The sequence below is a fragment of the Streptomyces sp. CHD11 genome (genome assembly GCF_018638295.1).
Taxonomy (GTDB): Bacteria; Actinomycetota; Actinomycetes; order Streptomycetales; family Streptomycetaceae; genus Streptomyces.
Genome location: NZ_JABTTS010000006.1, coordinates 38,238 through 59,908 on the forward strand (window position 1 = coordinate 38,238; position 21,671 = coordinate 59,908).

Genomic DNA, 21,671 nt, shown 5'->3' on the forward strand with positions numbered 1-21,671 from the left:
ACGGCCGGCCGGCATCGTGCCCGGGACACGCATGACCACTGGCACCCGTACCGAGGATCCGGCCGGCGACGATCTCGCCGGGCTGTTCGACACCGGCGTCGCCGCGGCCCTGCGCACGGCGTTCGACGGACGGCTGCGGCAGCCCTCCACGCGCTGGCAGCGCCAGGGCTACAGCGGCGCCGTGCTCGCGCGAGTCCTGCACACCCGGCAGGACGACGGCGACGACTACCTGATCGTCAAGGTACTGCCGGCCTCCGAGGAGGCCGCTGAAACCGACCGGCACGACCGGGCACGGGCGTCGGCGCCGGACTTCGCCGACCGGCACATGGTGCTGCAGCCCTTTCCACCGCTGGACCTGGCCGACGGGCGCCGGGTCATGTTCCAGTCGGTGGAGGAGGACCTGTCGAACACCGACACCCTGGAGAAGATCCGGACGGCCGACCTGCCGGCAGCCTGCGCGGCCCTGGTCCGGCTGCTGCTCGTGGACTGGAACGGGGCCGACCGCCGTCAGGTTCTGCGCAGACCCGCGCCGACGGTGGCCGAGTACCTGCGCGACGAGGTGCACAACGCGCTGTCCCCCGGCCGGACGGCGTACCGGTGGGCCGACTCCCGCCGGCTCCTGTCGCCCGGCGAGGACTGGGTCGCGATGCCCGACGAGCCGGAGCCGCGGTTGCTGCCGAACCCGGCGACGGCCCTGCGCCCGGAGTCTGTGCTCGGCTCCGCCATGGTCGACTGCCTGACCGGCCACGCCCATGGTGACCTGCATCAGGGCAATGTGCTCGTCCCGCTGCGCGGCCGACTCGCGCGGGCCGACGGAAGTCCGGCGATCCGTCTCATCGATCTCTCGCACTACGCACCCGACGCCCCGCTGAGCCGCGACGTCGTCGCGCTCGTGCTGTCGCTGTGTGGCGACCACCTGTCGTCCGTGGAGCACGGCACACGGCGTGGCGAGGCGGCGGAGAACCTGATCGATCTCGTCCTCGACCCGTGGAGGGAGGAGCCCTCCGGGCTGCTGCCGCAGAGCCTGGACGCGTCGGTCCGGGCCATTCACCGCACTTGCCACGACACTCTGCCGCCGAGCCATCGGGAGTCCTGGCACCGCCAGTACCTGTTGTCCGTACTCGCCTGTGCCATGGTCCACCTGTCCTATGTGAGGCACGGTGAGTGGGGCCGCTGGTGGTTCTTCCGCCTGGCGGCCCGGGCCGCACACGCGGCACTCACAGCACTGCGGCCGGACGCCAGTCTGCCGGCCGGTCCCCGGCGTTCACCCCTGATCTGCCGCTTCGATCCCCACCCGACCCGCCCGGGGGAGCCCGCCGCAGCGGCGCCCCGGCCGATCCACTGGATCGCGACGAACGGGTACGGGCTGCTGACGGCCCCCGGAGGGCTGGTCGGGCGGCAGCGCGAGACGGAGGTCGTCCGGACGTTCGTGGCCGGCTCCGGTCCGGACACGCCCCGGGCACTGGTGGTGCGGGCGGTGGGCGGCATGGGCAAGTCGGCCATGATGTGGAGCTTTCTGCAGACGGGTCTCACCGATGTGCAGCGGCGGGAGCACAGCGCCTTCGACGTGGGGGTGTGGTGGTCCTTCTCCGACCTCGGCGGCGAGGCCGGGGCTCTCGTCGGCTCCCTCGCCGCTCTCGCGGGTCCGTCATCACCCGCGGGGACCGAAACCGACCTGTCCCGTGCGCTGTCCGTACTGCGGACCCGTCGCTGTCTGCTGGTACTGGATGCCCTGGAACGGCAGTTGCCGGTCTATCAGCACGGTGACGGCCGCGGTCGGCCCAGCGGACCGCCGGCCGAAGCCGACGGAGAGGACACCGGCAGTGGAAGCGGACCCGGTGACGGCGGTATCGGCCTCGGGGTCGTCGACGAGCGGCTCGCAGCCCTGATCGAGGGGGTGCTCGCCGGGGGCGACTCCAGGCTCCTGGTCACCACCCGGCTCGTGCCGCCTCAGCTCGAAGAGTCCCGGCAGGTCGCCCACCTCGATCTCGGGCCCCTGGACACCGAGGAGAGCGACCTGCTCAGCAGACGGTTCGGGGTGTCCGGTGACCCGGTACTGGCCACCGAGATCAAACGCCTGACAGGCGGTCACCCGCTCCTGATGCAGATCGTCTGCCGGGCGCTCGGCTCCCGCCTCGTCGCTCCGGGTGAACTGGCCACGGCCGTCGCCCGCAGCGGCATCCCGGAACAGGTCACCGACGAGGTCGCCGTGGCCAGTGCCGCGGTCCTCGAAATGGTGGTGACCGCCCTGTCGGACCGCGAACGCCGAACAGCCCGTGTGGCCGCCTCCGCCGCCGACGCCTGGACGACCGCCGAGGTGCACGCCATGCTCCGGCGGCTCGGCGACCGGGCCGAGCGTGCCGACACGACGGAGCGCACGCTCTCCCGGCTCGCCGGCCTCGGTCTGATGGGCCGGCTCACCGATGGCGAGGGTGCCGTCCGCTGGTCCATGCACCCGGTCGTCAAGGCGGCGCTGGCGCGTGAGGGTGACGGAGGGGCGGTCGCCTTGGCCGTCCTTTCCGAGCTGCGGGCCAAGGGCGAGGACGTGGTGCCGTCGCGAGTGCGCGGACTGGGGGATCTGCGCGGTCCGCTCGAGGTCTTCCACGCCCTGTGCGACCGGGCGGACGCCGACCCCGCTCTCACCGCCGCCTATGACGAGGCCGCGTCGTACTACCTGCGTACCCTCCACTCACCGCTCACCTTCGCGATCCGCGAGCACCAGGAACGGATGACCCTGCTCAACCGCCTGTGGCCGCACGGCATGCGGGGGGACAGCCCGCTGCGTGTGCCCCAGATCCGGGCCGGCGTCCACAACGCCGCCGCGCTGACGTATCAGTGGCTCGGCCACAACACACGTGCCGCCGAATTGCTCCGGGAAGCTTTGCGCACCCCGGGCCGGGGCGCCGATCCCGGGGCGTGGAGCAACCTGGCCTCCGTCCTGCTCTACACCGACGCCCTGGAAGAAGCCTGCGAGGCAGCGGTGGCCGCGGTGCGCCACGCCCTGGCCAACTCGGCGGACACCTCGGTGCCACTGACCTACCTTGCGCTGGTCCTGGCGCAGAGCGGCCGGTCGGTGAAGGAGGTAGTACGGCTGCGGGAGCGCCTCGGCAGCGCCTACCCGACGCAGGAATGGCTCGCCCTGCGAGACGGAGAACTCGCTCTGTGGGCGGGTGAGCCCGAACGGGCGCTGCGCCTGGGGGAGCGGTCCCTCGCTCTCGCGGGTGCCCGCCGCAGCGGTTACGCCGCCCCGCTCATCGAGGCCACCCGCCTCACCGGCCAGTGCCTGGTCGAGATCGGACGGCCCGGTGACGCCCTGCCGCTGCTGGAACAGGCCCTGGGCCGGACCCGGCAGTTCGTCCTGGTCCAGGAGGAACTCCCGATCCGTATCGCCCTGGCCCGCGCGTGTGCGGTGAGCGAGCCGCAGCGGGCACTGCGGGTGCTGGCCGACGGCTTCGACCACCGCGGGGAGGGTGAGTACCGGTGGTTCGCCGCCGAGGCCCACGCGGCGCGCGGGGACATCTTGCGCGGCCTGGGCCGCACGGAGACGGGGGAGCGACACCGCGCCCGGGCCCTGGCGCTGGCGTCCCGGCCGGCGGGATGGGAGTACGTGCCGCTGCTGCGCCGTCTGAGCCCCTCCCTGACCCCGGGCGGTGAACCCCCCTTGCCGGAGCCGGTGTCGGCCCTGCTCGGCGAGTGGTCCTGACCCACCGAACAGCGCGCGGGCGTCCCTCTGTTCCGTGCACACCGGCGCCGTCCCCGAGGCGGGGCGGTTCGCCGGCACGTGCGGTGTGTGCCGGAGGGGGCGCGAGGTGCTGCGTTGCGCGCTCCTCGTGAGCGCCTTGTGCTCCCACTGATCCGTTAGGCCGTTCGAGTATCAGGGGTCGTAGTGCGTCCGTCCCCTTAAAGTGAGTCGCCTCGGCTCGCTGTAGCCGCAGGAACCCCAACGCGCGGCTGTAGGTGGCCCTTTGGGATTTCCTTGCGGCACCGGATTGCGAGCGGTTGCATGACGGGGGGACTCATGGGACTGACCAAGGAGAAGCCGGGCAGGTCACGCTGGCAGATCGGACCGAGGTGGGCCGAGCTGTGTGTCGTGAGCGTGGTCACCATCGCGACGGGATTCTTCACCGGTCGGGTGAGTGAGAACCGTAGTCAGGCCGATGGCCCGCAGCCGGCCGAGACCGTCACGGTCCAGGCCACGGAGACCGTGACGGCGGCACCGGAACCGACGGGGAGCTCCGGGACGCCCGGCTCCACGCCGACCACGGAGGATCCACGACCGGAGGACTCCTCGTCGGAACGTCCCGCGCGGGTGTATCTCGCCGATCTCGACGCCGTGGAATACCGGGGGTCGTACGACAGGGACCCGGTGGTGATGCTGGGCGATTCCTATCCCAGGAGCATCAAGCTCGGTTGCGACACCTCCGGCGACGACAGCGTCACGTACAGCACGAGCGGGTACAAGCGGCTGGAGGCGACCCTTGGTCTTCCCACCGACGTCGACAACGCGATCGGCTCCGTCGCCGAGCTCAAGGTGCTGGGTGCTTCCGGGGAGCAGATAGGCAAGGCGGTCGAGTTCCGGTCCAGCGACACGGCCGATCTGTCCGTCGACATCTCGGGTCAGGACCAGATCATGATCGTCTGCGCACTGCTGAAGTCGGGCGACCCGGACCGCGTCTCGACCAGAGGCGGACTCGGTGACGCCGTGCTGACGTCCTGACCCTTCGACACCCGGACCACGCACGAGCCCGGGCAGACACCGGCTCGTTGCCCGCCGAAAGGCTGTGCAGTGCTGCGCATTCCGCAGGAAGACGCCGAGTCGATCCGATCCCTTTGCGGGTCCGCCGTCATCGAGGAGCTCCACCGCCGAGCCGGCGGGCTCGGGTGGACCGAGCTGTCACTGCGACGGCCGTTGTGGACCGTCCGGGGCAGAAGCTACACCGGGGCCGTCCTGCTCGCCGCCGACGTCGCGCCCCCGCCCTGGCAGATCATCGTCAAGGTCGTTCCCGACGGTGCGCCGGGGAGGGAAGCCGGCGCCCTCACGGAGGCCCTGGACGCTGTTCCGGAGTTCGCGCGGCGGCACCTGGCGGGCCATGCCTTCCCGCCCCTGCGTCTGGAGGACGGCAGGACCGTGATGTTCCAGGAGATCGCCGGGGACAGCCTGCGCGACACGATTCCCGCCGGTTCGCTCGACAGTGAGGAGACCGCCCGGGTCGCCGAGCAGGTGGTACGGGGCATCCTCACGGAGTGGAACGGCCCCGGTCTGGAGCATGCCGTGCCCGAAGAGGTGACGGTGTCCGCGTTTCTCCGCCGTGAACTGGACGACGTCTGGACGGGAGGTGGTTCCCTGCACGCGTTCGGCCGAAGCCTGGAGGTTCTCGAACCGTCGCCGCCGTGGCTGTACACCGACGGCGGCCGGCTGCCCAATCCGTATCTCATGGTCGAACGCGATCAGTCCGCCCTGCCCGACCCCACCGTGCGCGTCCTGCGTGGGATGGGACACGGCGACCTTCATCTCGACAACATCCTCGTGCCGATGAAGGAGAAGGTGACGCAGGCCCATGACTACCGTTTCATCGACCTGTGCACCTTCAGCAAGAAGGCGGACCTCGGCCGTGACGCCGCCACCCTGCTGCTCTCCGCGCTCGTCCCCCACGTGCTTCACGAGCAGCCGCCGGACCAGCGGAAGGCGCTTCTGCGCTTCATCGTGGACCCCGACGCCAGGCACCGGGCCCGCATCGTCCCGGAGGCCGCGCAGCGGGTGGAGGCCGTGTGTGCCACCGCGCGTGCGGCCATGAGCCGGACGAGAGATGCCTGGGACGTGCAGTTCCTGCTCTCGCTCACGGCCGGAGCCCTGCGGTTCACGACGTACACCGACATCGGCGCCGCGGGCCGCAGGTGGTTCGCGCGCCTCGCCGCCCATGCGATGGGCCAGGTGCTGGTTCTGACGGGTGAGGCCGGCACCGGCGTGTCCCCGGCGCCGGACCCCGGGCGGGATTCCTTCGCACTGGCCGGTTTCGGGGAGGCCGGCACGGCGGCGCCCGGAGGAGCCACCGGGTTCGTGCCGGACCAGGGACCCCGGCGGCGACGGTGGGAGACGCGATCAGGGCCGCGGGACGACCGGGCCGTGATCGGCTTCGGTCCCGAGCACACGGTTGTGGTGGTCGACGGGACGGGCGGCGTCCACCGCTGGACCGTCGACGGGGGCCCACTGCCCGGTGCCGGAGGACGCTCCCCGCGCCTGCGCCTCGGTCACCAGGCCCTGGTGGCCTCGCTGACGCACAGCGTCGTCGTGGCCCGGCCGAGGGAACTGGAGATCGTGCACTTCCCCCAGCGGGGCGGTGCGCTCCGCTCCGCCCCGGTCGTACTGCCCGATGCCGAGCACTTCCTGGTCACCAGCGGTGGCGATGTTTTCGCCACGCACGACAGGGACCTTCTCACCGTCCGCGATTTCGAGAGCGGGACGGTGATCGAGAGCATCTCCTGCCCTCCCTCCCTGGCGTCCAGTGCGCTCAGCATCGACGCCTCGGTCGTCGCCATGGCCCGCTCACGGGACGTGTATATCCACCGCAGGGGGGCGCCGCTGGTGCGGACGACGGCCAACAGCCTGCCTCGTCTGAGGTCCGGCTGGCTGAAGGCGCTGATCCCCGATCCGGGCTGCCAACTGGCGGTCTCGCCCTTGGGCAGTCATGTCGGGTGCGTGACGTTCGAGGAGGTCGTCGTGTGGGCTACCGACGACGGGCGGGAGGTCTACCGCCGCACCCTCACCGACCGGGAGAGCCGCGAGGCGATGGGTGCGAAACGGATGCGTCTGGTGTGCACGGAGACGGGCACGCTGTTCTGGCTGAGGCGGGGACGGCTCTCCACCCCCACGGTCGACGGAGGAACCCAGCTCCGGCAGTCCGGCATGTACAACGACATCGCCATCTCCCGCGACGGCCTGCTGATGGCGATGCTCGGCAGCGAGGGACGGATCGAAGTCTGGGACCTGTGACCCGTTGTATCGCACTGCTCCCCTCCGAGTGACGCATGCCCCCACTCGGTACCGGGCATGTTCTCAGCCGTAGCCGGCCCACCGTCGGAGTCGGCCGCTCACACACCCGCCGGGGGGACACCGTGGGGGCAGCAGCAGACACCTCGATCCTGGCTCGTCAGAACGACCCGGAGCTGTTGCAGCTCCTCAAAGCCGCCTCCGTGTCGCACCGCCGGGCCAAGAGGCTCGCGTCGTCACACATCGCGCTCTCGACCCTGCTGGCCGGCCTGGGGGTGGCCGGTGTGTTCGCGCCCGTACTGAAGACACCGGGCACGCTCCTCGGTCTGCTGTGGGCGCTCGCCTACGCCGCGGGTGCACGGTTGTGGGCGGTCAGGCAGATGCGTCGTGCCGCCCTCTTCCAGGAGATGTTCGACGTCAGCCTCCTCCGACTGCCCTGGAACACCGTCCTCGCGGGCGGCACGGTACTGCCCTTGCACGAGGTGAGCCGGGTCGCCCAGCGGTACAAGGCTCCCGAGTCGTTGCTGCACGACTACTTCTTCGAAGCCACCGTACTCAGCCGGCCGCTGGATGTTCTCGCGTGCCAGATGCAGTGCCTCGGCTGGGGCGCCAGGGTCCGCCGTCGCTATGCCACCGCCGTGTCCTGCGGACTGTTGTTCTGGGCCGCGGCGGGCGTCGGGCTGGGCCTGGCCCGGTCCATGACCGTCTCCGATCTGCTGCTGCACTGGTTCGTCCCCTCTCTGGGACTCCTGCTTCTGGGGATGGACACCGCGGCGTCCCAGCGGGAGGTCGCCGCGGCCCGTGAGCACGCCCACACGGTGCTCATGGACGAGATGCGCGGACACGTCGCCCGGGGCAGGCCGACCGAGGAGGTTTCCGCACTCCTGCAGCTCGCCCGGCAGATTCAGGACGTCCTGTTGCAGACCCGCCTCCGGCAGGTCCGGGTGCCCGACTGGTTCTTCAAGCGGTTCCAGACGTCGGACCGGAGCGATTTCGTCCGTGCCATGGGTGAACTGGACCGTATGGCGGTCAACCCGACGCCTTCGCCGTAGCCGGGTGACGCCGTGCTCGGTTCTGCGCGTGCGCCGAGGAGGACGAGGTCTACCCGGCGCTGCGTCGGTTCAACGAAGCCAGTGAAGAGCTGCTCGCGCTGCTGGAGGTGGATGACACCGCTTCCGAGGGAATCGAATCAGGCGTCCAGCCCGACTCGTCCGCCGTCCACCTCGTCGGTCGGCAGGCCCCGCCGGCCGGGCAACGGCTCTGCCTCATCGGGCAGTTCGCCCTGTCCCCCCGGCTGGTGACCTCGCGTCACGGAGTCGCTAGCGTCGGGGCGTGAGCCGAAACATCCCGTCGACAGCACGCCCCGCCGTGGCGCCCTCATGGAGCCGGCCCGGCACGTGACCAAGGACAGGGACGGCACGGCGTACCCCCTCGCGGCGGGGACGACCGGGAGCGAAGCCACGCACGACGGGCACGGACCCGGGGCCGACGGCACGCCACCCCCGGAACCGCGCATACCCGGCACGGCGCCGGCGCCCGAAGGGCCTGCCGCCGAGGGGGCGAGCCCCGCGAAGTCGCGCCGTCGCCGCGGGCCCGGCCCCTTCGTCCTGATCGTGCTGCCCAGCCTGGTGACACTCGCCGGTGTCTTCGCCTTCCTCTCCCTGACCGGGAGCCTCGACACGTCCCCGGCGCCCGGCCCGGCGCCGGGCCAGTCGGCCGTCAGCAACGTGGACGGCTCGTACGTCCCCTGGCTGCGCAGGGCGACCGCGGACTGTCCGGGCGTCACGCCGGCGCTCCTCGCCGCGCACATCGACCAGCTGTCCGGGTGGCAGGACGACACCGCGAGCCTCGCCGAACAGGGCGTCGCCCGTTTCACGGAGGCCGGCTGGAAGACCTGGGGCCGGGACGACGACGGCAACGGCACGTCCTCACCGCGCGACGTGGCGGACGCGATCATGGCGCTGGGGCGGCAGGACTGCTCCCTGGCGGAGAAGATGACCGCGCTGCGCACCAAGGGCACCGTCAACGGTGACGTCGCCGACCTCACGCTCGCCGCGTACGTGGCCGGGGCGGATCAGGTCAGGGAGGCCGGGAAGATCCCGGCCCCGGCCCGCGCGTTCGTCGCCGGGGTCAAGAAGCGGCTGCCGCAGTACGACGCCCTGGTCCGGCAGAACCCCGAGCAGGACAACGGCCGGGCCGCCGGCGCGCTGCTGACACCGCCCGTCACGGCGCTCACCGTCACCTCGCCCTTCGGCTCGCGCGCCCACCCGCTGACGGGAGTCACCAAACTGCACACGGGTGTCGACTTCGGCGCGCCGCAGGGGGCCCAGGTGTCCGCGGCCTGGGAGGGACGGGTCCAGTTCGCCGGCCTGACCACGGCCTACGGCTACCGCGTGGTGATCGACCACGGCACGGTCGACGGAAAGCGGCTGGAGTCCACCTACAGCCACCTGTCCGCTCTCCAGGTGACCACCGGCCAGAGCGTGACCACCGGCCATCCCGTCGGGTTCGTCGGCTCCACGGGCCTGTCCACCGGCCCGCACCTCCACTTCGAGGTGCTCCTCGACGGCCAGTACACGGACCCGACCGCGTGGCTCACCGGTGGCGGGCAGTGACCCGGTGACCGTCCGCCGCGGTCCGGGGTGATCGCGGTCGCACCGTACCGGCGATGGCCGTACTGAACGATGATGAAAACTCATATCCTCTGTCGGTGCCCGCTGTGATGAAGCGGGCGCCCGGCAGACGGAGTTGGTGTTGCGGAGAACGGAAGAACGGCCCGAGGACGCCGAAGGCGCCGTACGGGACGACGAGGGCGCCGTACGGGACGACGAGGGCTACGACCTGCCCCTGCCCTGGCCGCTCCTGCTGCTCGGGGCGGCCACCGTCCCTGGCGCGGTGCTCTACTTCGGGAGCCGGTGGATGGAGACGCCGGCGATGGAGGCGTGGCGGACCGTCTGTCTCGCCGTGACCGTGCAGGCGCTCCCCTTCCTCCTGCTGGGCACCGCCCTGTCCGGCGCGATCAACGCCTTCGTCCCGGCGCGGGTGTTCAGCCGGGTGCTGCCGCGCCGGCCGGCGCTCGCCGTACCGGTGGCGGGGGCGGCGGGAGTCGTGCTCCCGGGGTGTGAGTGCGCGTCCGTGCCGGTGGCGAACAGCCTGATCGGCCGCGGTGTGACTCCGGCGGCCGCGTTCGCGTTCCTGCTGTCGGCGCCCGCGATCAACCCGGTCGTGCTGACCGCCACCGCGGTCGCGTTCCCCGGGCAGCCGGCGATGGTCGCGGCCCGGCTGCTGGCCTCCCTGGCCGCCGCGTCGGTGATGGGCTGGCTCTGGCTCTGGCTGGGGCGGGCCGAGTGGCTGCGCGACGGCGTGCGGCACGGCGGGCACCAGCCGGGCGGCAGCAGGTGGCGGGAGTTCCGGACCGGCTTCCAGCACGACTTCCTGCACGCGGGCGGGTTCCTGGTGCTGGGTGCGATGGCGGCGGCCACGTTCAATGTGGCGGTGCCCCGTTCCGTGCTGGAGACGTTCTCCGGCTCGCCCTGGCTGTCGGTGCTGTTCCTGGCAGGGCTGGCGATCGTGCTGTCGGTGTGTTCGGAGGCGGACGCGTTCGTGGCGGCCTCGCTGAGCGGGTTCTCGCCGGTCGCGCGGCTGACGTTCATGGTGGTCGGTCCGATGGTCGACCTGAAGCTGATGGCGCTCCAGGCGGGCACGTTCGGGCGGGCCTTCGCCGTCCGGTTCTCCGCCGCCACGGCGGTCGTTGCGGTCCTGTCCAGTGTGCTGATCGGAGGAGCCCTGCTGTGAGACGCCCGCTGCCGACCGTCCTGCTCCTGCTCAGCGGCGTCGGCCTGCTGCGCATCACCCTCTTCGGTGATCTGTATCTGCGCTACGTCAAGGAGGGGATGCGCCCGCTGCTCATCGGCTCCGGGGTCCTGCTGATCCTGTGCGCCGTGGCGGACGCGGTGTCCTACGGGCGGCGGCGCGAGGACGACGGGCACACGGACCACGGCGACAGCGGCCACGGGCACCACCACTCCTCCGTGCCCCGCGCGGCGTGGCTGTTGTTCCTCCCGGCGCTGAGCCTGCTCTTCTACGCCCCGCCCTCCCTCGGCGCGTACACCGCCTCGCGCGAGCCGGCCCAGGCCGTCACCCGCGCCGACGACTTCGATCCGCTGCCCGCGACCTCGCCGCTTCCGATCACCCTGTCCGACTTCACCCGGCGCGTGCAGCAGGACCGTACGGGGGCCATCGAGGGGCGTCCGGTCCGGATGACGGGCTTCGTCACGGCCGCCGAGCGGGGCGACGGCTGGTTCCTGACCCGCATCATGATCTCCTGCTGCGCGGCGGACGCCCAGTCCGTGAAGATACGGGTGCACGGTGCCCCGGCCCTCTCCGCCAACACCTGGGTGGTGGTCACGGGCGCCTGGCACCCCGGCGGAACCCTCGGTACGAGCTCCGCTCCCGCCGCGCTCGACGCCCGGTCCGTGGAGGAGGTCGCCCCACCGGTGAACGCGTACACCGATGCCCTTCCGCCGACTCCCGGCAGGTGAACCCCCGGGCCGGAGTGGGCCGGCGGGCCGGAGTGGGCCGGCGGGCCTCTATCACGGAACATTCACGATCGGCGGCATTCCCACACCTCTACACTCCGGTAGCCACAGTGATCGGTGTTCGAAAAGGGTTGCGTACGTGCGTAGTTGGCTGAATCTCGGTCGCCCGCAAGGGCGAGCGGGACAGTAAATAGCCCTGGGTGCACTGAATGTGACGGGACGTCAGTAGGCGGCGCCGGAACCTTCCGGCGTTTCAGCCGGTCCCGCCCGGCGTAACACCGCGTATCACAGCCGTACATACGAGCGATGGGTTCACGACGAAACCCGGATTGCCGTCGGAGTATGCCTTCAGCGGCGTCTGTGCGTACGGCGGCGTGGCTAGCATGAGCCGTACGTGGTCGGAGGATCACCCTCCCTTTGGCTGATCCCCTTTTCCGGCCCGCGGCCATCCTGCGCCGCCGCCCCGACTCCCCTGCACTCACGGACCGAGGGACCGCTCCATGTCAGTGCCTGCTTCGCCCAGCCAGCACCAACCGGTGGGGGCGCCGCGCACCTCGTTCGCCGTGCCATCCGTCGTGCTGGTGACGAGTGCCGCCGCCGGCGGCGCGGCGCTCGCCCTGGCTCCGTCCGGCACCTTCACCTGGGCCCTGACCGTGGTGGTGGCCGCCTGGGTGTTCCTGGCCGTCACCGTCCTCGCCGGTCACCGGCTGGTCCACCGGGCGCGGGTGGTGGCCGCCCGGCACGAGGCGGAGAAGGCCCGTCTCGGGGCGGAGTCCGCCCGGCGCTCGGCCGAGATCTCGCAACTGGCCGGTGCGACGCTGCCCGTCGTGGCCGAACGCCTGCGGGAGGGCGCCGGCGCCTCCGAGGTACTGGCCGGCATGCCGCCGCAGTCGGACCCGCAGCTGCGCAGGCTCGCGCACGCCTTCGCCACCGCCGTCGAGGAGGACGTCCGCAGGGCGGCCGCGCTGGACGGCGATTACCGCACGACCCGGCACGAACTGGAGCGGACACTGGCGGAGCTGCACCGGCTCACCCAGGAGACGATGCCCGTCGCCGTGGCCCGGCTGCGCGACGGGCGGTCCGCCGACACCGTACTCGCCGAGGTCGAGCTGCCCGGACTGCCGGCGCTGCGCACCCCGGCCGAGGCGTTCGTCCGTGAACTCGCCCACAGCGAGCGGCGTGCCGCGGCGGCCCAGGCCGCGTCTGCCAAGGCGCTCAGCCGGGTCCAGGCCAAGGCCGTGCGGATGCTCGCCGACCTGCGGGACATGCAGGAGCGACACGGCGAGGAGGTCTTCGGAGACCTGCTGAAGCTGGACCACAGCACCTCGCAGCTGGGCCTGATGACCGACCGGCTGGCCCTGCTGATGGGCGGCAGGTCCAGCCGCGCCTGGAACAAGCCGATCGTGATGGAGAGCATCCTGCGCGGCGCCGTCGGCCGTATCGCCGCGTACCAGCGGGTGCGCCTGCACTGCTCCACCCGCGCCGCGGTCTCCGGCTTCGCCGCGGAAGGCGTGATGCATCTGCTCGCCGAGCTGATGGACAACGCCGCGAACTTCTCCCCGCCCATCGACGAGGTGCACGTCTACGTCGAGGACCGCAGCGCGGGCATCGTTGTCACCATCGAGGACAGCGGGCTGAAGATGGCCGACGCGGCGATGCGCCGCGCCGAGGAGTCGGTGGCCGGCCGTGTCACCGACCTCGCCTCGCTGCAGGGCACCCGTCTCGGGCTGGCCGTCGTCGGGCGGCTCGCCGCGAAGTACGGCATCAGCGTCAACTACCGTCCCTCGTCCCGCGGCGGCACCGGTGTCGTCGTCCTGCTGCCGCTGGACCTGCTGGCCCAGCAGCGCGACATGGTCCCGCACGAGACGGTCCTCCGGCCGGCGGCACCGGCCGCGCGGGCCCCCGCCGCACCCGCACCGGTCCCGGCACCCGCACCGGACGCGCTGCCCGGGGCCCCCGCCCGCACCGCGGCCGCGGAACCGCCCGCCACGACGCGGTGGACGGCCGGGGCGCAGCCGCCGTCCGGGGCCACGGAGTGGTCCGGAGCCACCCACCGCGCCGACACCATGAACGGTGCCGCGGCCATGGACCGCCCCGCGGTCGGCGAACGCCCCGCCGTGGAGCCAGGGCCGCCCGACCAGGGACGGCACCGGCGGCCCGACGGCACCACACCGAACGGTCTGCCGGTCCGGGCCCCCGGCCGCACCATGGCCGAGGCGGAACGCGAACGCGAGCAGCGGCAGCAGGCGCCCGGCCGGACCGGTGACGTACCGGCGGCGCGCCGCCCCGCACGCGACGCGGGCTCTCGGTTCGGTGCCTTCCACCGCGCACGGCGGTCCGGAAACGGAGACGGCACCGCGTCCGGGCCCGGCGCGCGCCCCGCGGCGGAGCCCGGTACGCCTCCCGAGGCCGGATCGGGTACGCCTCCCGAGGCCGGATCGGGTGCGAGCGCCGAGGCCGGCTCGGGTGCGCGTCCCGAGGCCGGATCGGGTGCGCGTCCCCGAACCGCGCCGGACGCGTACCCCGGAACCGCGCCGGACGCGCGCGCCGAGGCCCAGCCGCCGACGGCTCCGTAGTCCAGTCCTGCCCGTACGGAGTCCGGGGCGACGGCGCCCCCTCCCGCCCGAGTTCGTGAGATAGGAGGAACGGGCCGGTGACCGGTCAGCCGGACACCACCGTCCCGACACCCACCATGCAGACCACCGACAACAGCCTCAACTGGCTCCTGCAGAACCTTCTGGAGCAGACCCCCGGCGCACGGCACGCGCTGGTCCTCTCCCGTGACGGCCTGAAGCTCTGCTGGAGCGAGCACCTGACGCTCGACCGGGCCGACCAGCTGGCGGCCATCTGCTCCGGCATCCAGGCCCTCGCCCAGGGCGCCTCCGTGGAGTTCGGCGACGGCACCGGCGGAGTCCGGCAGTCGATGACCGAGTTCCACGGCGGCCTGCTGTTCATCGTGGAGGCCGGCGCGGGCGCACACCTCGCCGTCATCGCCGGGGAGGACGCCGACCCCGGGGTGGTCGGCCACCAGATGACGGAGCTGGTCGAGCAGATCGGCGAGCACCTGCGGGCCGAGCCGCGGGGCGAGGCAGCGGTGAGCGGTACGCCGTGACGCGCAAACCCGTCGACACCGGGGATCCCGACCGGCTCTACACCGTCACCGGTGGACGCAGCCGCGCCGACGAACCCTTCGATCTGGTCACCCTCGTCGTCAGCGAGTCCGGCCCGGTGCCGGGGATGCAGTCGGAGCACGCCCGGATCCTCGAGCTGTGCCGGCATCCCACCGCCCTCGTCGAGATCGCCGCGGAACTCGGGCTGCCGGTCACGGTGGTGCGGATCCTGCTCGGCGACCTGCTGGACATGGGCCGCATCACCGCCCGCCACCCGCGCGCGGCGCAGTCCGTCGCCGCCATGCCCGATTCCGCTCTACTCCAAGAGGTTCTCCATGGGCTCCGCAACCTCTGAGCTGCCCTCCCACCGCACACCGCTGAACGACACCGCGGAGACCGGTCTGAAGATCGTCGTCGTCGGGGGGTTCGGCGTCGGCAAGACCACCCTGGTCCGCTCCGTGAGCGAGATACGTCCGCTCAACACCGAGGAGGTGATGACCCAGGCGGGCGTGGGCGTCGACGAGACCAGCGCGGTGACGGGGAAGACCACCACCACGGTCGCCTTCGACTTCGGGCGGATCAGCCTCAACGACCGCATGGTCCTGTACCTGTTCGGGGCGCCCGGACAGGAGCGCTTCTGGTTCCTGTGGGACCGGCTGTTCTCCGGCACCCTGGGCGCCGTCGTCCTTGTCGACACCCGCCGGATGGACGACTCCTGGTACGCGATAGACAGACTGGAGCACCACCGCACGCCCTTCGTGGTGGCCGTGAACCGGTTCGACGAGGACACCGACCGCTACTCCCTGGACGAGATCCGCCAGGCGCTCGCCCTGCCCGCACACGTGCCGATGGTCGACTGCGACGCGCGGGTCCGCCGGTCCGGCAAGGACGTGCTGATCACCCTCGTCAACCACCTGCACGCCATGGCCATCGCCCAGGAGGCGACACTGTGACCGACCCCGGCTACCCCTCCGCGCCCACGGCGCCCCCGGGCTGCCCCGCGCACGCCGGCGCGGTACGCCTGGGAGGGCTCGAGTACCAGCAGGCGCCGTCGCAGCTCTACCGCACGCTGCGCCGGGATCACGGCCCGGTCGCACCGGTGCTGCTCGACGGCGACATACCCGCCTGGCTGGTCCTCGGCTACTCCGAGCTGACGTATGTGACCAGCCACGACGAGCTGTTCGCGCGCGACTCGCGCCGCTGGAACCAGTGGGAGAACATCCCGCCGGACTGGCCGCTGATGCCCTTCGTCGGCTACCAGCCGTCGGTGCTGTTCACCGAGGGCGAGGACCACCGGCGGCGGGCCGGAGTGATCACCCAGGCGCTGGAGGGCGTGGACCAGTTCGAGCTGTCCCACGACTGCCGGCTGATCGCCGACGACCTCATCGGCAGGTTCGCCGGCAGCGGCCAGGCGGAACTGATGGCGGACTTCGTGCACGCCCTGCCCATGCGGGCCGTGGTGCAGATGTGCGGGATGCCGACCTCGGGCGAGGACACCCGCCGGCTCGTCGACGACCTGCGGGTCTCCCTGGACGCGGGGGAGGGCGACGACCCGGTGGCGGCGTACGGCAGGGTGGGCGAGCGGCTGCGGCAGCTGGTCAAGGACAAGCGTGCCGCCCCCGGCCCCGATGTCACCTCGCGCATGCTGAAGGACCCGGCCGGTCTGACGGACGAGGAGATCGTCCAGGACCTGATCTCCGTGATCGCGGCGGCGCAGCAGCCGACCGCCAACTGGATCTGCAACACGCTGCGTCTGCTGCTGACGGACGAGCGGTTCGCCGTGAACGTGTCGGGCGGCAGGCTGAGCGTCGGTGAGGCGCTCAACGAGGTGCTGTGGCTGGACACACCGACGCAGAACTTCATCGGACGCTGGGCCGCGCGGGACGTCCGGCTGGGAGGCCGGCAGATCCGGGCCGGTGACTGCCTGGTGCTGGGGCTCGCCGCGGCCAACACCGACCCGCAGATCTGGCCCGAGGGACACGTGGGCGCGGAGAACGCCGCCCACCTGTCCTTCAGCAACGGCGAGCACCGCTGCCCGTACCCGGCCCCGCTGCTGGCGGACGTGATGGCGCGCACCGCGGTCGAGACCCTGCTGGAACGCCTGCCCGACCTGGTCCTGGCGGCGGATCCGGAGGAGCTGAGCTGGCGCCCGTCGATCTGGATGCGCGGCCTCGACGCCCTGCCGGTGCGGTTCACACCGGTGATGCAGTAGCGCGCCCTTCCGGCCCTCCGGCGTGGTCCGGCGGGCGCAGGGGGCCCGGCCGGCCGGTACACGGTCGGCCGGGAGGAAGCGGCCGGTACGGATCCGGACCACCGTACGGGCCGAAGGCGCGCGCCCGTCGGACCGCCGGCCGGGTCTCAGCCGCTCACGGGCGTGAACCGCACCGGCAGACGCTGCGGGCCGCGCGTGAACACGCCCTGCTCGGACGGCTGGAACCCGTCGGCGAGACGCATGTCCGGCATGGCGTCGAGGAGCTGGCCGACACCCACCTCCACCTCCGCCTTCGCCAGCAGCGCGCCGACGCAGAAGTGCCGGCCGAGCGCGAAGGCGAGATGGTCGGCGGCGGCGGAGAAGGCGGTCGTGGTGGTGAGGTCGTCGCGCAGGATGTCGAAGCGGTCGGGGTCGCGGTAGCGGCTCTCGTCGCGGTTGGCGGCGCCTATCAGGCAGGTGACGGTGGCGCCCGCCGGTATGGAGCCGCCGCTGAGCTTCACCTCCGTCGCCGACTGCCGCATGATCATGTGGACGGGCGGGGTGAACCGCAGGGTCTCGGCGAAGGCCCGCGGTATCAGGGAGCGGTCGGCGCGGACGGCGGCGAGCTGGTCGGGGTGGAGCAGCAGGTTGGCGAAGATCCCGGCGATGGCCTTGTCCGTGGTCTCCCCGCCGGCGGCCAGCAGCAGGCTGCAGAACGCCTTGACGTCCTCGTCGCTCATCCGCACCCCGTCGACCTCGGCGGAGCACAGCGCGGACAGCAGGTCGTCGCCCGGGTTGTCCCGCCGGTCCCGGATGATCGGCAGCATGTACTCGGCGAACTCCACCCGGGTCCGCTCGCCCGCCGCCGTCACCCCGGGGTCGCCGGACAGGTTCCCGAGGAACGCGATGACGGCGGTGTACCAGCGGTGGAAGCGGTCGTGATCGCCCTTGTCCAGGCCCAGCATGTCGGCGATGACGTTGACCGGGAAGCGGGTGGCGTAGTCGCCGACCAGGTCGGCGGAGCCGGTGTGCCGGAAGGCGTCGATCAGCTCGCGGGAGTTGCGCTCGATGACGGGCAGGAACTTCTGCTCCAGCTCGCTGCCGCGGAAGGCGGGTGCGACGAGCGCCCGGCGCACGGCGTGCTCCCGCCCGCTGAGCTGGAGGATCGTCTTGCCGTGCACGGGCTCGATCTGCCAGGCGTAGTTGTCGGTGGTGAACTCGCCGGCCTTGTCCTTGAAGACGCGCTCGACGTCCTCGTACCGCGAGACGACGTAGCTCTTGGTGGCCTCGTGCCAGATGAGGGGCGCGCTGTCCCGCATCACGCGGTAGGCGGGATAGGGGTCGGCCGCGAACTCGGGCGAGAGGATGTCGGGCACCTGCTGGGCGGTGGACATGGGGCTCCCTGTGCTCGTCATTTCGTGTACCGCACAAGGTTATTGATCGACTGTCAGTTACGACAGGGTGCTCCGGAGGCCGACCGGCCGGGGAGCGGGCATCGGCCGAAAGTTGCCCCTTGACGGATGTGCCGGGGTCAGGCGCCGCCGTCGGCTCGCTTCCCGGCCGGCGCTCCTGCCGCCAAGTCCTCTTGGGCGTCCGGCGCACACGAGAGCCCTGCCGCCCGAAAAGGTTCGGCAGGGCTCTCGCGACCGTACGAGTGTCAGACGCTCCGCTCCGAGGAGGCCAGCCCGACGAACCCCGCCCACGCGTCAAGCGACACCGTGACGACGGGCCCGGCGGCGGCCTTGGAGTCCCGGATGTGCATACCTGCCGTACCGTTCGCCACCTCTACGCATTCGCCGCCCTCGGTTCCGCTGTAGCTGCTCTTGAACCAGGCGAGGCCGGAGGCGACGGTCGAGGACTCAGCGCTCTTCATAGCGATCCCAGCAACCTTTCGATGAACTCCGTTGACTCTCGCGGACTGAGAGCCCGTGATCGGATAATCCCATAGAGAGCGGCGGCCAGAACCCCTTGTTCCGGGTCGGTCTCCAGGGAGCCGATGCCTCGTGACTCCGCGTACACGAACTTCTTGCCGTCCTTGCGCGTGACGACGGTGAACGGCCCGTTCACACCCGCGTTGTCCTCACGGTCGAGCGGCATGACCTGGATCTCGACATTGCGCCTCTGCCCGATCAGTAGCAGGTGCTCCAGCTGTCCCCGTAGCGCGGTCCTACCCCCGTAGGGGCGTCGTAGGAGCGACTCGTCGAGTACGAAGCTCAGGAAGGGTGCCGGTTGCCGGTCAAAGATGTCCTGGCGGGCCAGTCGTGCTGCCACACGTTGCTCTGTGGTCTCCTCCTCCAGAGGGGGACGCCTCATCGCGAGCAGCCCTCTCATGTACTCCTCGGTCTGGAGCAGCCCATTGAGGACGGGCATGCTGTAGGAGACGAGCTCAACCGCCTCCTTCTCGAGCGTCGCCATCCCCTGGAAGAACACCGGATACTGAGCCCGCTCCACCTCCTCCTTCCACACGCACAGCAACCCACCCGCCCCCAGCGCCTCGTCCGCCCGCTCGATCGTCCCGGGCGACGGAATCCTCCGCCCCTGCTCGAACGACGCGACCGTGGCCGCCGAGTACCCGATCCGGCTCCCGAACTCCGCCCGGTCCAGCCCTTCCCGCAGCCGCAGCGTCTTCATGGTCTGCCCGAACGCGGCGACCACGCCGCCCTTCCCGCCCCCGCCCCCGCCGCCGTCCTCGGGACGGCACGCGCCGCCCCCGCCGTCGTCGCTCTCCCAGCCGTCCCCGACACTGACGACCGTTCCGCCGTCTCCGCCGCCCGCCAGGGCGTCCGCACCCGTACGCTTCGTCATCGACCACCGCCTTTTTCGGCCCAACGCGCCCGCCCGGGACGACGTCACGCCGCACGCTTCGTACTCGCGTCGACACATCGCGTACAGAGGCCCGCGTCGGTGCGTCACCACTGGTCACGCTACGCGACCGACGGGACCGTGGATGGCATGACGAACAACCCCGCTGGCCTCACCGACCCCGGCCGACTCGCCACCCCCACCCCCCACTTGAACACCACCCCACCCGCACCCGCGCCGGCGGCCCGCACCTTCCAGATGCGCTTCACCTCCACTCCACGCGGAGCCCGTCTCGCCCGCCACCTCGCCGCCGTCCGCCTGGACGCCTGGGGCCTCCCGTACGGCACCGGCGATCACGACGCGGTCGTGCTGATCGTCGCCGAGCTGACGGCGAACGCCGTGCTGCACGGCAACGTCCCCGGCCGGGACTTCCACTTCCGCCTCGCGCTCCTCCCCGCCGGGCCCCGCCCCGCCACCGTCCGCGTCGAGGTCACCGACACCCGGGGCGAACGCGTCCCGCCTCGACCCGGCGCACCCCGCCCCGAGGTCCCCGCCGTCTACGAAACCGGCCGGGGCCTCCTCCTGATCACCGCCCTCGCCACCCGCTGGGACTGGCACCCACGGCCGGACGGCCCGGGCAAGACGGTCTGGGCGGAGTGCGAGATCGAGGCCGTACCAGATGTACATCTGCTACATTCGTGACATGAGTGAACCGGTGATTGAATCCATGGCCGAGGTCCGAGGCCACCTCGCCGACGTCATAGACCGTGCCCGGCGCGAGGAGACCCCGACGATCATCACGCGGCGCGGGAAGCAGGAGGCCGTCGTGATCGACATCCAGGAGTACCAGCGACTGCGCCGGATCGCCGAGGACGCCGAAGAGGCCTGGCTCAACCGGCTGGCCGACGAAGCCGAGTCCGAAGGTCTGGAGGGGTCGGTCTCGCTCGAGGAGATGGCCACTGTCCTCCGCGCCGGTCAGGACTGACCGCATGGGGTACGTCACGCGCTTCACGCCGCACGCGCAGCGGGACATGCTCAAGATCCCGCGCCCGGACGCCCTGCGGATCCTGTACCGGCTCACCGAGTTGCAGAAGGCGATGGACGCGGGCGACACGGCGGCGTTCGACATCAAAGCCCTGCAGGGTCACAGCGCCCGGTGGCGGCTCAGGGTCGGTGACTACCGCGTCGTCTACACCGTCGAGGACGGCCGGCTGATCGTGTGGGTCCTGGCTCTCGGCAATCGCCGCGATGTCTACCGACAGGTGCCCTGACGTGCCGTCCCGCGAACCCGGTCACCCGGGTACCCCCGAAGAGCGAGCGCTGCGGGCCGAACAGGTCCGTATCGGTCTGCGCGAGTGGAACGGCTACGACCCGGGCGAAAGTGATCTGGTGACTCTCGACGCGGAGCTGGACCGGCGGCTGCGCGAGGCCGGCGCGAGGTGACCACAGTGGCCCGCCTCTCCGGCTCCCGACCCTGATTCCTCCGAACCCCGAAGGGCTGTCGGACCTCACCCGTAGAGTGGAGCGTGATCGATTCCGGTCGCTCCGGACCTGCGCTCCAGGCCCCCGGAGCGATCGGATCGCACGCCGGGACACGGGAGACGGGGGCCGCAGCGCGTCATGAGACCCACACTCGCCGCGCAGACACTGCGTGACACGACGGTCGAGTACCTGACGACGACGTTCGCGCTGGCCGAGCCCGACACCCAGGACGCGCTGGAGGACTTCCTCACCGACCCGGCCGACGGGCTCTTCCGCGGGCCGTACCTGCGCATCCGGCGGCCCTTCCGGACGGCGGAGGACGGCTGGCAGCGCCACCTGGACCGGTACCCGGCCGACTTCCCGCCGCCGTACGCTCACCAGGCCGGGCGTTCGCGCGGCTGACCGGCAAGGAAGGTCACCGCCCCGAGCCCACGCTGGTGACCACCGGCACCGGCTCCGGCAAGACCGAGTCCTTCCTCATCCCCGTGCTCGACCACGACGGGCGAGGGAAGCCGGGAAGCACGGCATCAAGGCCGTCCTGCTGTCGCGGCGATAAAGCA

The 21,671-nt window shown here is 71.7% G+C and carries 20 protein-coding genes; 17 read left to right on the top strand and 3 right to left on the bottom strand.

Features of this window, described 5'->3' with window-relative positions; translation table 11 throughout:
* The first annotated feature begins 31 nt into the window (after window positions 1-31).
* The 12 genes from HTV45_RS07930 to HTV45_RS07985 all read left to right on the top strand — a co-directional run bounded on the left by HTV45_RS07930 (window position 32) and on the right by HTV45_RS07985 (window position 16,848).
* A complete protein-coding gene (locus tag HTV45_RS07930; protein ID WP_215204927.1) occupies window positions 32-3,703 on the top strand; it encodes a tetratricopeptide repeat protein in 3,672 nt (1,223 codons plus the stop codon).
* A 315-nt stretch (window positions 3,704-4,018) separates the two neighbouring features.
* Window positions 4,019-4,717, top strand: coding sequence for a hypothetical protein (locus tag HTV45_RS07935; protein WP_215204928.1), 699 nt, complete (start codon window positions 4,019-4,021; stop codon window positions 4,715-4,717).
* A 69-nt stretch (window positions 4,718-4,786) separates the two neighbouring features.
* Complete coding sequence (locus tag HTV45_RS07940; protein ID WP_215204929.1) at window positions 4,787-6,991, top strand: hypothetical protein; 2,205 nt, start codon at window positions 4,787-4,789, stop codon at window positions 6,989-6,991.
* A 122-nt stretch (window positions 6,992-7,113) separates the two neighbouring features.
* On the top strand, window positions 7,114-8,040 hold the full coding sequence (locus tag HTV45_RS07945) for an S-4TM family putative pore-forming effector (RefSeq protein WP_215204930.1): 927 nt from the start codon (window positions 7,114-7,116) through the stop codon (window positions 8,038-8,040).
* Between the two features lie 462 nt (window positions 8,041-8,502).
* Window positions 8,503-9,603: a M23 family metallopeptidase gene (locus HTV45_RS07950; RefSeq protein WP_308309322.1), complete on the top strand. Its 1,101-nt coding sequence runs from the start codon at window positions 8,503-8,505 to the stop codon at window positions 9,601-9,603.
* A gap of 139 nt (window positions 9,604-9,742) precedes the next feature.
* A complete protein-coding gene (locus tag HTV45_RS07955; protein ID WP_215204931.1) occupies window positions 9,743-10,783 on the top strand; it encodes a permease in 1,041 nt (346 codons plus the stop codon).
* Window positions 10,780-11,529, top strand: coding sequence for a TIGR03943 family protein (locus HTV45_RS07960; protein WP_215204932.1), 750 nt, complete (start codon window positions 10,780-10,782; stop codon window positions 11,527-11,529). Before HTV45_RS07955 ends, HTV45_RS07960 begins: the two co-directional genes overlap by 4 nt.
* 497 nt (window positions 11,530-12,026) lie before the next feature.
* Complete coding sequence (locus HTV45_RS07965; RefSeq protein WP_215204933.1) at window positions 12,027-14,102, top strand: ATP-binding protein; 2,076 nt, start codon at window positions 12,027-12,029, stop codon at window positions 14,100-14,102.
* A 77-nt stretch (window positions 14,103-14,179) separates the two neighbouring features.
* On the top strand, window positions 14,180-14,638 hold the full coding sequence (locus tag HTV45_RS07970; RefSeq protein ID WP_308309291.1) for a roadblock/LC7 domain-containing protein: 459 nt from the start codon (window positions 14,180-14,182) through the stop codon (window positions 14,636-14,638).
* Complete coding sequence (locus HTV45_RS07975; RefSeq protein WP_215204934.1) at window positions 14,635-14,991, top strand: DUF742 domain-containing protein; 357 nt, start codon at window positions 14,635-14,637, stop codon at window positions 14,989-14,991. The genes HTV45_RS07970 and HTV45_RS07975 overlap by 4 nt, the downstream gene beginning before the upstream one ends.
* Window positions 14,972-15,589, top strand: coding sequence for an ATP/GTP-binding protein (locus HTV45_RS07980; protein WP_215204935.1), 618 nt, complete (start codon window positions 14,972-14,974; stop codon window positions 15,587-15,589). The genes HTV45_RS07975 and HTV45_RS07980 overlap by 20 nt, the downstream gene beginning before the upstream one ends.
* Entirely contained in the window at window positions 15,586-16,848 is a 1,263-nt protein-coding gene (locus tag HTV45_RS07985) for a cytochrome P450 (RefSeq protein WP_215204936.1), read from the top strand. Before HTV45_RS07980 ends, HTV45_RS07985 begins: the two co-directional genes overlap by 4 nt.
* A 146-nt stretch (window positions 16,849-16,994) precedes the next feature.
* Here the strand turns inward: HTV45_RS07985 and HTV45_RS07990 are convergent, their stop codons facing one another.
* From HTV45_RS07990 to HTV45_RS08000, 3 genes are all read right to left on the bottom strand, one after another.
* Window positions 16,995-18,221 carry a cytochrome P450 gene (locus HTV45_RS07990; protein ID WP_215204937.1) on the bottom strand — a complete coding sequence of 409 codons (1,227 nt, stop codon included), beginning with the start codon at window positions 18,219-18,221 and terminating at the stop codon, window positions 16,995-16,997.
* Between the two features lie 263 nt (window positions 18,222-18,484).
* Window positions 18,485-18,700, bottom strand: a complete 216-nt coding sequence (locus HTV45_RS07995; protein ID WP_215204938.1) for a DUF397 domain-containing protein — start codon at window positions 18,698-18,700, stop codon at window positions 18,485-18,487.
* A complete protein-coding gene (locus HTV45_RS08000) occupies window positions 18,697-19,632 on the bottom strand; it encodes a helix-turn-helix transcriptional regulator (RefSeq protein WP_215204939.1) in 936 nt (311 codons plus the stop codon). Before HTV45_RS08000 ends, HTV45_RS07995 begins: the two co-directional genes overlap by 4 nt.
* Before the next feature lie 147 nt (window positions 19,633-19,779).
* Between HTV45_RS08000 and HTV45_RS08005 the strand changes: the two genes are divergently transcribed.
* The 5 genes from HTV45_RS08005 to HTV45_RS08025 all read left to right on the top strand — a co-directional run bounded on the left by HTV45_RS08005 (window position 19,780) and on the right by HTV45_RS08025 (window position 21,513).
* Window positions 19,780-20,331 carry an ATP-binding protein gene (locus HTV45_RS08005; RefSeq protein WP_215204940.1) on the top strand — a complete coding sequence of 184 codons (552 nt, stop codon included), beginning with the start codon at window positions 19,780-19,782 and terminating at the stop codon, window positions 20,329-20,331.
* Window position 20,332: 1 nt separating this feature from the next.
* The gene (locus tag HTV45_RS08010) at window positions 20,333-20,614 is read left to right on the top strand and encodes a type II toxin-antitoxin system Phd/YefM family antitoxin (protein WP_251691669.1); all 282 of its coding nucleotides are present in this window, start codon (window positions 20,333-20,335) and stop codon (window positions 20,612-20,614) included.
* A gap of 4 nt (window positions 20,615-20,618) precedes the next feature.
* Window positions 20,619-20,900 carry a type II toxin-antitoxin system RelE/ParE family toxin gene (locus HTV45_RS08015; protein WP_114873607.1) on the top strand — a complete coding sequence of 94 codons (282 nt, stop codon included), beginning with the start codon at window positions 20,619-20,621 and terminating at the stop codon, window positions 20,898-20,900.
* Window position 20,901: 1 nt separating this feature from the next.
* Window positions 20,902-21,072, top strand: a complete 171-nt coding sequence (locus tag HTV45_RS08020) for a hypothetical protein (RefSeq protein ID WP_215204942.1) — start codon at window positions 20,902-20,904, stop codon at window positions 21,070-21,072.
* 177 nt (window positions 21,073-21,249) lie between these two features.
* Window positions 21,250-21,513 (top strand): hypothetical protein, encoded by a 264-nt coding sequence (locus tag HTV45_RS08025; RefSeq protein WP_215204943.1) that lies wholly within the window; start codon window positions 21,250-21,252, stop codon window positions 21,511-21,513.
* Window positions 21,514-21,671: the final 158 nt, after the last annotated feature.